The 12,482-nt window shown below is 61.4% G+C and carries 11 protein-coding genes; 6 read left to right on the top strand and 5 right to left on the bottom strand.

What is annotated here, in order from left to right; all coding sequences use genetic code 11:
• From ABYV89_RS09265 to ABYV89_RS09245, 5 genes are all read left to right on the top strand, one after another.
• Positions 1 to 595: M16 family metallopeptidase (locus tag ABYV89_RS09265; RefSeq protein WP_432822669.1), on the top strand; the 595-nt coding region annotated here is incomplete at its 5' end.
• A 21-nt stretch (positions 596 to 616) separates the two neighbouring features.
• A complete protein-coding gene (gene dut, locus ABYV89_RS09260; RefSeq protein WP_432822668.1) occupies positions 617 to 1,072 on the top strand; it encodes a dUTP diphosphatase in 456 nt (151 codons plus the stop codon).
• An 8-nt stretch (positions 1,073 to 1,080) separates the two neighbouring features.
• Positions 1,081 to 1,350 carry a YbeD family protein gene (locus ABYV89_RS09255; protein WP_432822667.1) on the top strand — a complete coding sequence of 90 codons (270 nt, stop codon included), beginning with the start codon at positions 1,081 to 1,083 and terminating at the stop codon, positions 1,348 to 1,350.
• A gap of 101 nt (positions 1,351 to 1,451) precedes the next feature.
• Positions 1,452 to 2,066, top strand: coding sequence for an L-threonylcarbamoyladenylate synthase (locus ABYV89_RS09250; RefSeq protein ID WP_432822666.1), 615 nt, complete (start codon positions 1,452 to 1,454; stop codon positions 2,064 to 2,066).
• Between the two features lie 30 nt (positions 2,067 to 2,096).
• The gene (locus tag ABYV89_RS09245; RefSeq protein WP_432822665.1) at positions 2,097 to 2,492 is read left to right on the top strand and encodes a hypothetical protein; all 396 of its coding nucleotides are present in this window, start codon (positions 2,097 to 2,099) and stop codon (positions 2,490 to 2,492) included.
• 106 nt (positions 2,493 to 2,598) lie between these two features.
• On the opposite strand, the gene ABYV89_RS09240 is transcribed toward ABYV89_RS09245, so the two are convergent.
• From ABYV89_RS09240 to ABYV89_RS09220, 5 genes are all read right to left on the bottom strand, one after another.
• Complete coding sequence (locus tag ABYV89_RS09240) at positions 2,599 to 4,581, bottom strand: hypothetical protein (protein WP_432822664.1); 1,983 nt, start codon at positions 4,579 to 4,581, stop codon at positions 2,599 to 2,601.
• Positions 4,578 to 6,740 carry a biotin/lipoyl-binding protein gene (locus ABYV89_RS09235; protein WP_432822663.1) on the bottom strand — a complete coding sequence of 721 codons (2,163 nt, stop codon included), beginning with the start codon at positions 6,738 to 6,740 and terminating at the stop codon, positions 4,578 to 4,580. The genes ABYV89_RS09240 and ABYV89_RS09235 overlap by 4 nt, the downstream gene beginning before the upstream one ends.
• A 204-nt stretch (positions 6,741 to 6,944) precedes the next feature.
• On the bottom strand, positions 6,945 to 8,759 hold the full coding sequence (locus ABYV89_RS09230; protein ID WP_432822662.1) for an HlyD family efflux transporter periplasmic adaptor subunit: 1,815 nt from the start codon (positions 8,757 to 8,759) through the stop codon (positions 6,945 to 6,947).
• 17 nt (positions 8,760 to 8,776) lie between these two features.
• Complete coding sequence (locus tag ABYV89_RS09225) at positions 8,777 to 9,640, bottom strand: efflux RND transporter periplasmic adaptor subunit (RefSeq protein ID WP_432822661.1); 864 nt, start codon at positions 9,638 to 9,640, stop codon at positions 8,777 to 8,779.
• On the bottom strand, positions 9,637 to 11,286 hold the full coding sequence (locus tag ABYV89_RS09220) for a TolC family protein (RefSeq protein WP_432822660.1): 1,650 nt from the start codon (positions 11,284 to 11,286) through the stop codon (positions 9,637 to 9,639). Before ABYV89_RS09220 ends, ABYV89_RS09225 begins: the two co-directional genes overlap by 4 nt.
• A 452-nt stretch (positions 11,287 to 11,738) precedes the next feature.
• Here ABYV89_RS09220 and ABYV89_RS09215 point away from each other — a divergent pair.
• Positions 11,739 to 12,482, top strand: a 744-nt coding sequence (locus ABYV89_RS09215) for a DUF4347 domain-containing protein (protein ID WP_432822659.1), incomplete at its 3' end; no start/stop codon positions are given.

The raw sequence follows: 12,482 nt of genomic DNA, 5'->3' as shown, positions 1-12,482 counted from the left end.
GGAGCGCGGGCTCGATCTGGTTGACCGTGACCTTGAACAGGTCCATTTCTGCCTGGGCACCCGATCCCTTTCCCAGGGCCATCCCGACCGCTTCGCCTCGTTCCTGCTCAATACCATTCTCGGCGGCAGCATGAGTTGTCGCCTGTTTCAGAAAATCCGCGAAGAACATGGGCTGGCCTACTCGATTTACAGTTACCTCAATTGTCATTCCGATGCCGGGGCTTTGGTGGTCTATTCGGCCACCGGCAACGACAATGCCGCCAGGGTGATCAGCTTGATACTGCAGGAGTTGCGTCGGCTTAAAAATGAGCCGGTGAGCGCACAGGAACTCTTCTCCGCCAAGGAGCAGCTGAAGGGGAACCTGCTCCTTTCCCTTGAAAGCACCGACAGCCGGATGATGCGGTTGGCTAAAAACGAAATCTACCTGGGCCGCTACCCCTCGCTGCACGAGGTGGTAGGTGAATTCGACCGGATTGGCCGCGATGACTTGATGCGGCTGGCCAACGATCTTTTTCGCGACGATTGCCTGAACCTGCAGATGGTCGGCCGCAGTGGTCAGATCGAATTTCCGCTGCTCGATTTGACCCTCGGCTGACCCCACCGGAGGATGTGATCCGTGGATACTCTTGATATTCAAATTCGGCGGGTTCGCGAGCGCGCCCGCCTGCCGCGTTACATGACCGAACTGGCGGCCGGGATGGATCTCTACGCCTGCCTGGAAGCGCCCATAGCCCTCAACCCCGGTCAGCGCATCCTGGTGCCGACCGGGATCGCCATGGCTATTCCGCCGGGTTACGAGGGGCAGGTGCGGCCCCGCTCCGGTTTGGCCCTCAAGCAGGGGGTGGCCCTGGTCAACTCTCCCGGAACCATCGATGCCGACTACCGAGGTGAAATCGGTGTGATTGTCATCAATCACGGCAGCGAAGAGGTGCTCATTGCCGACGGCGACCGCATCGCCCAGCTCATCTTCGCCCAGGTCAGCCGCGCTGTCTTTGAACTCGTCGATGAGCTGGACGCTACCTTTCGCGGCCAGGGCGGCTTTGGTCATACCGGCGTAAACGGAAACAAGTGAGCTGAATCATGACCGATATCCCATCCGAAGAGCTGTTCGAATTTCCCTGTGACCACATCTTCAAGGTCTTTGGCCCCAATGACGGAGACTTTGCCGTCGCGGTCCGTTCGGCCGTCTCCGGCGTTACGCCGGTTTCCCTCGACGCCATGAAGCTCAGGCCCAGCTCCGGGGGCGTACATCAGTGTGTGTCGATCCTGGTCAGGGTTCGTAATTATCCCCAGCTGTTGGCGATTTATGCAGCTCTCAAGCAGGTGGAACGGCTCAGGTACCTGCTGTAGAGGGCGCTCCCGCGCTAATGGACTTCCTCTGGCCGCGTTCTTGTGGTAAAGTTTCACGAATTAGCGCCTGTTCAGTGATGGCATATAGCGAGGAGAGCCGAATGATCCTGTCAATCAATCCCCAGAACCCCCAGAAACGGTTGATTACCCGTGTTGTTGAATGCCTTAAGCAGGGCGGGGTCATTGCTTATCCTACCGATACGACCTATGGCATCGGCTGTGATATTTTCAACAAAAAAGGGGTCAAGAAGATCTACCAGATCAAGCAGCGCGACCCCAAAAAGCCCTTTTCGTTTATCTGCTCCGACCTTTCCGATGCCTCCGCGTACGCCCAGATCAGCAACTTCGCCTTCCGTACCCTCAGGCGCAACCTCCCCGGGCCGTACACTTTCGTGCTCGAGGCGACCCGGGTCGTGCCAGATACCCTGACCACCAAGCAGAAAACCGTCGGCATCCGGATTCCCAACGATCCCATCGCCCTGGCGATCGTTCAGGAACTAGGCCACCCCCTGGTGACCACCAGCGCCAATATCTCCGGTGACGACCCGATCCAGGACCCGTCGGTCATTTATGATGCCCTGGGCAAGTCGATCGACATCGTGATCGACGGCGGCGTCCGCCTGGGTGATCCGTCGACGGTGATCAGCCTGCTCGACGACAAAATCGAAATTCTGCGCCAGGGCAGCGGCGATGTCTCCTGGATTCATCAGTTGTAAATGATTGAAGCGACCAGCAGAAGGATGTGAATGATGGAGCACAAGGAAATAACAGTCGTTTTCTACGGCCGCCGCTTTCCCCGAAAGGATTGGCAGGCCAACATCGATGATGAGGCCGTACAGGCTTTTCTGGCCCAAACCGCAAAGGAAATGACCGGCTTCGGCGTGACCCTGCAGCATGCCGTCGAAGAGGATGTCGTCATCGATATCAACGGTTATGGGGATATTCTCAATGCGATCCGCCTGCGTTCGCCCAAGGACGGCATCGGCAATCTCTGCCTCGGCCACATTATCGGCTCGAGCCCTCGCCGCGACCTGATCGAGGATATCAAGCGGGGAATCAACCGCGTGGCCTTCGCGCCCGAAACCATCGAGCCTGAAGATCACAACAAGAAAGTCTGCCACAATTGCGGCTGCGGCTGTTAGTCGTTACCCGCACATCTGAAACCGAAAACCCGGCCTCTCTTGATAGAGGGCCGGGTTTTTTTTGGGGCAGGGGCGAGGCGTGGGGGCGTCCTGAAGGGTCAGGTTTTCAGTCCAGTCCGGTGCGGGCAAAGGAGAGGGCGTCGGTCAGCCAGTCGTCGGTCTGCATGACGATCTGCCGCTGGCAAAAGGCCCGCCGCTGTGCCGACCGTTGCGCCAGGTTGACCAGCAGTTCGGCAAAGCGGTTCGCTTCGGCCCGCGAAGCCTCGCCGCGAGGTCTGATCTTCAGCAGGGCGCCTGGCCCATGCCGCTGCAGCAGCTCATCGTCGAGGCTGCAATAGGCTCTGGCACTTCCGGGATCCCCCTGGCGGGCGCAGCGCCCGTACAGCTGGCGGTCGATACGCTTCGATTCATGGCGCTCCGTAAGGATCACGTGCAGCCCCCCCAGCTCGGCCACCCCTCGCCCCAGTTTGATGTCCGCGCCGCGACCAGCCATGTTGGTGGCGATGGTCACCGCGCCCTGGCTGCCTGCCGAAGCGATTATTTGCGCCTCTTCCTTGTGCTTTACCGCGTTAAGCAGGCGATGGGAAATGCCGCGCTCCTGCAGCATGCCGGACAGTTCTTCGCTGGAGGCCACGCTCCTGGTGCCGATCAGAACCGGCTGGCCGGCCTGGTGGCAGCTGCTGATCTCATCGCAGATCGCCTGCCATTTCGCCGGCTGGTGCGGATAGGACCGGCTCGGCAGCACGCGCCGCCGGCAGGGCCGGTTGGTCGGGATGGCGAGAACCGGCAAACCGTAGATATGCCAGAGTTCACCGGCGGCTTCCCGGGCCGTACCGGACATCCCGCCGATTTTTCTAAAAAAGCGGAAGAAACGCTGAAAACTCAAGCGCGCCAGGGTTTCGCTCGGATCGGTGAGGGGGAGCCCTTCCATGGTTTCGACCGCCTGGTGCAGCCCCTGCCGCCAGGTCCTCTGCGGCATCATCCGGCCGGTAAATTCATCGACGATCACCACGGCTCCGTCTTCAATGACGTACTGTTGGCCCTTGTGGTAAAACTCCCTGGCCGTCAGAGCCGTCACTACCAGTTCTTCGCGGCGGCCGGCGCCGTGAAAGAGAGGCGGCAGGCTGCCGGTCGTTTCCGCAATCTGTGCCTGGCCGCGGGCGGTCAGGGTAATTTCCCGATAACGGCGGTCGGTACGATAATCCTCTCCTGGCGCAAGGGACTGGGCGATGGTTGCGGCGACCCGGACGGCCTGGCTCAGCGGTTCGTTTTTTTGCGGCTGTGAAATGATCAGGGGGGTGACCGCTTCGTCGATCAGCACGCTGTCCGCCTCGTCGACTATCGCCGTATCGATGCCGCGCATGACCAATTGATCGAGGGAGTGATGCTGCCGGTTGAGTTGTCGGCGCAGCTGCCGGCGCGGAGCCAGGTGGGCGTCGCCGAGCAGGATCCGGTCACGCAGGAAGTCGGCCAGCAGTTCCTTGCCGGTGGTGTAGACGACCCCCTGGGCATAGTTCGCCCTGCGCTCAAACTGGTCCATATGGCCGCCGACCCAGCCCGTGGTCGTGCCGCAGAAGCGGTAGAGCGGCGCCAGCTCTTCGGCATCGCGGGAAGCCAGGTAGTCGTTGGCGGTGATCAGGTGGCAGGGGCGGCCCGACCAGGCGGCCAGGATGGCGGGGAAACAGGCGGTCAGGCTTTTCCCCTCGCCGGTTGCCATTTCGGCCAGGAAACCACGGTGGATGGCGAGGGCGCCGAGGATCTGCACCGGGTAGGGGCGCATGCCGAGGGTCCGTTCCGAAGCTTCGACCATGACCGCGAGCGCCTCGTTAAGAAATGTTTCGACATCTTTTTTCCGGCGGCGAAACTGTTCCCGGTACCCTTCGAGGTCCTGGCGCAGTTGCGCATCGGTGCGCTGCCGGTGCTGCAAGGAGCGTTCGGCAATCTGCCGGGCCTGTTCCTGCAGTTGCTGCAGGGTGCGATCCCGGCGACGCCAGTGGCCGATCAGGTCGTGAACGCAGCGATCGAGGCCCTTGTGCAGTTTGCCCGGAGTGATCGCCCGGGTGGCCCGGTAGTCGGCGGACGGCATCATGTCTGGTAGCGCCTTTGCAGCAGCTGGCGCAGCTTCCGGGCCCATTGAGTCAGCAACGGTTCGCCATGCAGCGAGAAGCGTACCTGTCCGGACTGGCCATGGTAGAGCGCGGTTCCCTCCAGCGGCGCCAGTTCGGCGTAGATCTGGAAAAAGGGCTCGACGGTCTGCAGGCCGCTGGAGTCCTTGCCGGAGACCGGCACCTCGCCGCCGGCCAGCCAGCCGAGGGCCGCAGACGGGAGCTTCTCGTGCTGAAAGGGGATGAACTCGTAGCTGTCGACCCTCAGCGACAGCCCGCCCTGGCCGGACAGGCGAACCTCCGCCTCCCCCCTGATATTGCCGGCAAAGAGGTTGGCCGCCTCTTCCTGGGAGACGACCGCTGAAAACCGGAACGCTGCGGGGCTGAGAATGACGCCCAGCGGCGCCCCGCGGGAGAGCCAGGTGCCGAGCAGCTCCCGGCTTTCCGGCGCCACCCAGGTTCCCGCTTCGCGGGCGCTGACCACCAGGGACTGCTGCCGTTGCCCAAGCCTCTGCAGCCGCTGTTCAAGGGCTTCCAGCCGTTTTTTCAGCAACGCGCTTTCGGCATCCCCTTCAGAAGCCAGGCTCTGTTTGCGCAGGGCCAGCAATTCGGTCAACTGGGCGGAAACCATCTTGATTTCAAGGTTCAGCTCGGGGTTCTCCAGGCGCAGAAGGGGTTGGCCAGGCTCGACCGGCACGCCGCTGGGAGCCAGGATCTCCACCAGCTGTCCAGGGGTATCGTTGGCCACCCGCAGGTAGGTTTTCGCTTCAAGCACGCCGGGGGCCCTGAATCCGCTCGGAACGGGGACCACCGCGAGCAGCAGCAGGCCCAGAGACAGGCCGGTCAGGGTGATCGCAATGGCCCTGGGCCGTGTTTTTGCCAATTTCGGGCTGGTGGCAAGATACCTGGCAAAGTTCGCCATCGGGCGAACGCCCCAGCTGAAGATGCAGACAACGGCCATGATCAATCCGGCCAGCAGGAACCGGTCGGCCACGAAGAGAATGATGCCGCCATAGACGACGACGCGGTAGATGCCGCTGAGAATGCCGTAGCCGGAGAGCCAGGCCGTTTCCGAACGGCTGTGCGCGGGGCTGCTGTTATCCCGGCCGCCGAACAGGTAGCGCTCGCCCAGGTACTTGAGCTGGGCGAGGGAGCGGGACTGCAGGTTGGGGATGTCGATCAGGTCGGAAAGGATGTAGTAGCCGTCGTAGCGCAGCAGGGGGTTGGCGTTGAAGACCAGGGTCGATACCGAGGCGACGAACATCATGTTGAACGCCAGGCTGTGCAGGGCGCCGGGGCCGGTGTTGGCCCACAACAGGGCGGCGCAGCAGGCGGCGAAGAGTTCGAATATCATTCCGGCGGCCCCGACCAGAATCCGCTGTCGGCGGCTGCGGAAGGACCAGCTTGAGGTGGCGTCCATGTAAGGCAGGGGGGTGAATACCATCAGCATGACCCCCATGGTATGCACCTCGCCGCCGAACCGGTGGCAGACCATGGCGTGACCGCATTCGTGCCATATTTTTACCAGCACCAGGCCGCCATAGAGCAGGACCAGATTGTCGAACTCCAAAAGGTTCCTGGTTTCGCTGGCCAGGGCGTCGGCGTGTCCGATCACCGTCATGCCGGCGAGCAGGATCAGCAGCAGCCAGAGCCCGGCCGCCACCCGGCCGGTCATCCAGTGAATCAGCGGCGACAGCCGGCGCAGCAGTTTTTCGGGATCGATCAGCGGCACGCGAAAAAACATCAGGTTGAGGAAGGTGGAGCGGATTTCCCGCTGGCGCCGATCCGCATAGCGTTCGAAGAGCCGGGCGCTGTCGGCCGGCAGGTCGCAGAACAGGAGGTTGGCCGCATAGAGCTGCCCCAAAAGCTGAATGACATCCTCCTGGCCGGGCGCGCCGTCGGCGTCGCGGGCCAGGCAGTCTGCCCACACTTCGGATACGGTACGGCCGGGATGGAGCCGGATGGCGAGCTGGTGGGCCTCGGGGCGCAGGCGGAAGAAGGTGTTGTTGAACGGGTCATGCAGAACGTACCATTGCTCACCGCGGAACCATTGCTTGCGGATCCGCACCGTCGGGCGCAGGCTGACCCTAAGGTCGGCTACCCGGTGCCAGGATTCGCTGAATGTTTTTCCTGCGGTGCTCATAAGAGTTGGTACCTGTCGAGGACTTCAAAATCGTCTAGCGCCCGTTCGCGATGCTCACTCGAGCTCGCAGAGGTCGCAGAAAAAGGCATAGGGCTTGTTTTACTCAGGTTTCCCTTTGTGTTCTCTGCGCGCTCGAGCGAATGAAATGAGCGGGCGAGAGAGAGCATTTTGCTTCTATTCCAGAGCGGCTTGTTCCAACGTTACTCACCACCACAGCCGCAGGCGCAAGAAATCGACGGTGCGGTGGGTGAGGATCCAGGCGATTCGCCGTTTGCCGATTTCGACCTTGGCGATGCCGCTCATGCCGGGACGCCACCAGGCGGCCAGGCTTTCATCGGTGACAGCGCGCACGCGAAAAAGGTTGCCCTCCTCGTCCGCCCGGGCCACCGGGTCGATCCGGTCGACGGTGAAGGCGAACTTAAGCTGCGGCTGACTGACAAAGGCGATTGCGACCGGCTGCCCGATCGCCAGTTCGTGGATATCCCGTTCGTCGATCTTGAGTTCGGCAAAGAGGTTTTCGCGGCGGGCGACCTTGAAAAGGATATCCCCTTTGTTTACCGGTGCGCCGCGCAGCTCTTCGAGATCGCCATCGACAACGATGCCGTCGATGGGGGAGCGCAGTTCGGCCTGGCTCAGCCGGTAGCGAACCAGCTCCAGCTGCGCCCTGGCCTGGTCGGCCTGCGCCTGGGCGATCTGCATTTCTCCCAGCACGTTCCTGGCCCGAGCTTTCTCCGCCTCGCGCACGTAACGAACCTGGTTGGCGGTCGCTTCGGCTTCTTCGAGCAGCAGGTCGCCGGGATCGAGGGAGAGCAGGGGGGCGCCTTGGCGTACCTGCTGGCCGATTCGGACATGCACTTCGTCGATGTATCCCTCAAAAGGGACAGACACCTGGCGAACGTCCTCACTTTTGAGCAGGAACGGCGCTTCGACACGATAGGGAAGTTTGAAAATCAGGGAGATCAGCAGCAGGATAAAGACCAGCCCGGCGGCCAGCTTAACCAGAGTATGTTCGATCCCCAGAAGTTTCGCTGAACGCTGGCGCAGGTCGTCGCCAAGTTTACGCAGGATATTGCGGTCGGCTGCCTTCAGGTCGCCCAGTCTGCGCGCGGCCTGGTCGCAGAGAATCCGCAGGCCGCCGATTTCTTCCTCTGAAAAGGCCCGATCGTCCCTCTCGCAGGTCAGTACGCCGACCGGTTCGCCATCGAGCCGGATGGGGACCGACAACAGATGCGCCAGGTTCTGTTCTGCGGCAAAGCGGGCATGGTCGCGAGCCACAACGGTGCTGCCGGCCGGCAGCGGCCAGGGGATTTCCTCGTCCTGGTCGAGCGCCTCCTCCATGGCGGCTTCGAGGCTCGCCACGATGTCCATTTTCTTTTCGAAGCGATCCATGTGGCTGATGGCCTGCAGCTGGATGTGCCCCTTGTCGCACCATCCCAGGCTGACCCGCGCACAGCGGTAGCGGGCGGCGGTTTCATTAGCCAGCGTCATGGCCGCAGCCAGGTAGCTCGTTTCGCCGTTGAGCAGAATCATGACATCCAGCGTTTCGGCAATGCTCGCCACCTCCTTCAGTGACTGGCTTGCCGAGCGTTGGCGCTGATAGACGGCGGGTGCGTCGGCAATCAGCTGCAGGCGTTCAACGGCCCGGTCGAGGTCGGCGTCATCGGCGGTGCGGAAGATGAAGAGGGCGACCCGGAGCTGCGCGGGGTCTTCATCCGGCAGGACGATGGCGGCGAGGGCCTCGCCGGCGGGGGCGCTGCCGGTTCGGGCGCTGCCCGTCTCCAGCGCCGCATCCGCGAGCTTTTCGGCAGCATTGAGAAGGGATTGTGAAAGGGGGAGCGGGTCGCCTGCAACGCTCAGGGCCAGCAGGGTTTTCCAGGCGCCGGGAGAAGCTTTTTTGGCCAGCAGCAGGGCGGCTTCGGCGCCGCCATGGCGGCAGGCAAAGTCCAGGTATGCCGGCCAGAACCTGGCCGGATGTTCAGAAAAACGATGCAGGGAGCCGATGGTTGTCTGGGTAGTCAAAGCGGTTTTTTTCCCGGTTATTGCAGCAGCATGACTCCGGTGACGCCGGGAATGACCTTGCCGTCCTGGTTGTCAAACAGCGCCTTCACTTTTCTCAGTCCGCTGGCGGGATCGACCACCGGGCTGATGAAGACGATCTCGGCCTTCTTGCTGACCGGGTCGCCGCCGGTCTGCAGCTGCAGTTCGACCGTCTGCCCTTTCTTGAGGCCGGCCAGGGTGCTCAGTTCGATATTAGTGACAAAATAGGCGCGGCTGGTGTCGACCAGTTGCACCAGCGGCTTGTCCAGTTCGCAGTTTTCGCCGATGCCGACCAGCAGTTCGGCGATGGCCCCGGCAAAAGGCGCTCGCAGGCTTCTTTTGCCCAGTTGCTCTTTGGCGATGCCGTATTCGATTTCTTCCCGTTTCTCGGCGCTTTCGAGCCGGGCCAGCTCACCGCGGGTGAGTTCGTACTCGAGTTCCTGGTTCTCCAGCTCTTCACGGTTGACCGAGCCGGTCGCATCGTACAGGGAACGGGTCGATTTGAGATGGGTTTCCAGGGTTTTCAGTTGGCGGGCGGCAGACTCGACCTCGGCCTTGCTCTTCCAGATCAGCTGGCGCCTGTCCGTTTCGAGTTCTTCAAGCCTTTTGTCAAGCTCGAGGATGATATCCCCCTTGGCCACTATTGCCCCTTCCGGCGTATGGATTCTGGCCACCCGGCCGGCCACGGCGATGCCGAGGGCCACGTCCTGGTAGGGCTCGGTGATGCCGGAGATGGCGAGCGGTTCGGCACTTGCCGGGGCAGGCATCAGCAGGCCGCAGAAGAGCAGGGCGGTCAGCAGGGCCAGCGAGAAGAGGTTTCGGCCAAAGTGCGTACTGCCACGTCGGGTATCGAGAAATTTCAAAGTTCAACCTCCATGATTTCTGCGCCATTACTGGCAAGTATCGATCCAGCTTCAATTTCAAGATCCAGCATTGCTTTTTGCAGGCTGACCAGGTTCTTCAGTGCGGCCTCCTGGGCTTTCTGGAAATTCTCCTCTTTTTCAAGAACCAGGCGGCTGTTGCTGCGGCCGGCTCCAAGCCGCGCCTGCTCGGCGTCGAGCAGCTGCTGGTGAATTTCGACTACGCTGACGGCATAACCAAGCTGCTCTGAGGCATTGCGGATATTGTGCATCGCCGTGTCGATGTTGTTGGTCAGCTCGACTTCGATCGATTTGAGCATCAGCAGGGCGCGGGTCTGTTCCAGCTTGGCCTTCTGCAGATCGGCCTTGCCGTCGCGGTTTCCCTGCAGGGGAACCCGCAGTTCCAGGCCGACCGACCAGTCGTCGAAATCCTGCCCCTCGATCTGGTCCCAGGAGTCGCCGCTTGAAAAATCGAGACCGTTGAGACCGTAGCTCGCCTTCAGGTCGAGCTCGGGCCAGAGCTGGTTTTTAGCATAGGCGATTTTGATGCCGGCCCGATCGATTCTCTTTTGCGTGGCCAGGTATTCGGGGCGCAGCTTGAACGCACGCCGCATAAGGGTCTGGCGATCCGGTGCCGCCTGGCTCAGGTGCGGGCGTTCGGTCGCTTCGAGCCGGGGAGTGTCCTGCCCGGCCGCCAGCGCGATCAGGGTACGCAAGCGGTTCATCGCTTCGTGATGCTCCTGGCGCGCCTCGATTTGCAGTGCCCGCCGCGATGCCACCCCGATTCGCGCTTCAAGCACGTCGGTCTCCGACATTTTGCCGGTGCGGTAGCGTTCAAGGCTGTCATTGAGAAGCTGCTCGGCGATGTTCAGCGAATCCTGGCGCATCCGGAGCTTTTCCTGGGCCTGAAAAAAGGTCCAGTAGGTCGCGGCTGCCTCACCGACCGTACGCATCATCCCCTGGCGGTATTCCTGAAACGCCACCTCCGACTCCGTTTCGGCCACGCGGATACCCGCCTTGGTGGCGTCGATACCGGCGTTTTTCAACAGCGGCTGGGTCAGGGAGAGACCGAGGAACATCTGGTGTTCGCGGTCTTCATCGGTCAGCGTTCGGGTCAGGGTGTTGGAAAGGCGCCGGTAGGTATAGCCCAGGTTGATTTTGCCGCCCGTCGGCAGCAGGCCCCCGACCGAGGCATTATAGTCCCAGTTGCGTTCGGCGTAAATGCTTTCGAACTGCCTGCTGGCGGCCTCTTCGACGGTATTTTTCTGGCTTCTATCTGCCAGGCTCAGCGAGGTGACGAACTCCGGTTCGAAGATGGCAGCGGCCTTGTCCACCCCCGTTTTCTGAATACCCCATTGGGCTTCATGCCCCTTGATCTGCTGGTTGTCGGCAACGACCAGCGATACCAGGTCGGCCAGGGCCAGCGGGGTAGCCGGCCCCTGGTCGCCTGTGGCAACCGTCCTCGGCGTCCGGTTTTCCAGCGCCAGCCCGGCAGCCGCGAGGGCCGCTTCCGGGTTCGGCGGCATTCCCTGGTTGTGGTTCCAGAGAAACGCTTTCTGCTGGATCGGAGATTCAGCCAGGGGCTCGGCGTCGACAGGCCCGGGAGCAAGAGCGAGCATGCATGCAAACAGAAGGAGATAACGCGTCATTTTGTAATCGCCTGTCTTTGAAAGCATTCTTTAGTTGGTGCTGCTGATTATGGGGCAGAGGTGACAGATTGGTAATTTGTTCAATAACATTTCATGGGTCAGGCGGCATCTTTAAAGAGCCCGACCCATTCAAGGTAAGCAATAAATAAGCCAGTATTTATCCTTGCTAATTGGCCTGTTTTTGGATAGTTTTTTGCAGGTTATATTTTTCTTAAACTATAATGAAATGTATTGGTATCATCGCAGCGGCAGAGAGTCAAACAGTTATAGGGCGGTTTCTGCCGAAGTCCTGCGACCCTCATTAGTTTATATCGCAAGACAAACCATGCAAATACAAGATCTTAACCCTGTCGCTTCAGTTGTTTGCAGGGGTGCACTAGCGGCATTTAGCGTACCGCAAACCAGTTTTTGATTTTTTTCATAAACGGTCAAGTTACGGAGCCCGAGGCGCCATGTCAAAAAAACTGATGTCAAGATTTTGTCTTGAGTCATTTGAGCCGCGGCTGCTGTTCAGCGCCGATGCGGTTCCGCCGCCGGATGTCAGCGCGTTTGCGGCGACCAATGATTTTATTCTGCATACGCCGCTGCAGCCCGGCCAGGCGGACGGCCAGACGAGCGAGGTGAGCGAGTCGGTTCGCCGTGAAGTGGTTTTTGTCGATGCTGGGGTCGCCGATTACCAGCCGCTGATCGACGACCTGGCCGCCCAGACCACCGAAGGGCGCCTGTTCGACGTCGTCATCCTCGATGCCGACGCCAACGGCATTGATCAGATAAGCCGCTATCTCGCGCAACAGCTGAACATCGCCGCCGTTCACATCGTCTCCCACGGTGCCAGCGGCGAAGTCACCCTCGGCAACACCAGCCTCAACCTGACCACCCTCGACCGCTACGCCGACCAGCTTGAAGGCTGGCAGCAGGCCCTGACCGGCGACGCCGACCTGCTCTTCTACGGCTGCGACCTGGCGGCCGGGCCGAACGGCCAGGCTTTTGTCGACAGCCTCGCCCTGCTCACCGGCGCCGACGTCGCCGCCAGCGATGATCTGACCGGCAACTCCCGCTCCGGCGGCGACTGGGTGCTCGAGTACGCCCGTGGGCCGGTCGAGGCGTCCGTGGCCTTCAGCAGCAAGGCGCAGGACGCATGGCAGGGGGTGCTGGAGGAACCGCCGGTCAAGCCGACCATGGAGTCGATCGATGTC

Origin of the sequence: Trichloromonas sp., assembly GCF_041583255.1 — a bacterium.
Taxonomy (GTDB): domain Bacteria; phylum Desulfobacterota; class Desulfuromonadia; order Desulfuromonadales; family Trichloromonadaceae; genus Trichloromonas.
The sequence above is the reverse complement of the archived record's forward strand: the minus strand, read 5'-3'. Positions and strand labels throughout refer to the sequence as shown.

What these genes read in the sequence shown, in the direction of transcription:
- ABYV89_RS09255 (WP_432822667.1), top strand. Translation starts at nt 1,081, where the DNA reads ATGACCGATATCCCATCCGAAGAGCTGTTCGAATTTCCCTGTGACCAC.
- ABYV89_RS09250 (WP_432822666.1), top strand. Translation starts at nt 1,452, where the DNA reads ATGATCCTGTCAATCAATCCCCAGAACCCCCAGAAACGGTTGATTACC.
- ABYV89_RS09245 (WP_432822665.1), top strand. Translation starts at nt 2,097, where the DNA reads ATGATGGAGCACAAGGAAATAACAGTCGTTTTCTACGGCCGCCGCTTT.
- ABYV89_RS09240 (WP_432822664.1), bottom strand. Translation starts at nt 4,581, where the DNA reads ATGATGCCGTCCGCCGACTACCGGGCCACCCGGGCGATCACTCCGGGC.
- ABYV89_RS09235 (WP_432822663.1), bottom strand. Translation starts at nt 6,740, where the DNA reads ATGAGCACCGCAGGAAAAACATTCAGCGAATCCTGGCACCGGGTAGCC.
- ABYV89_RS09220 (WP_432822660.1), bottom strand. Translation starts at nt 11,286, where the DNA reads ATGACGCGTTATCTCCTTCTGTTTGCATGCATGCTCGCTCTTGCTCCC.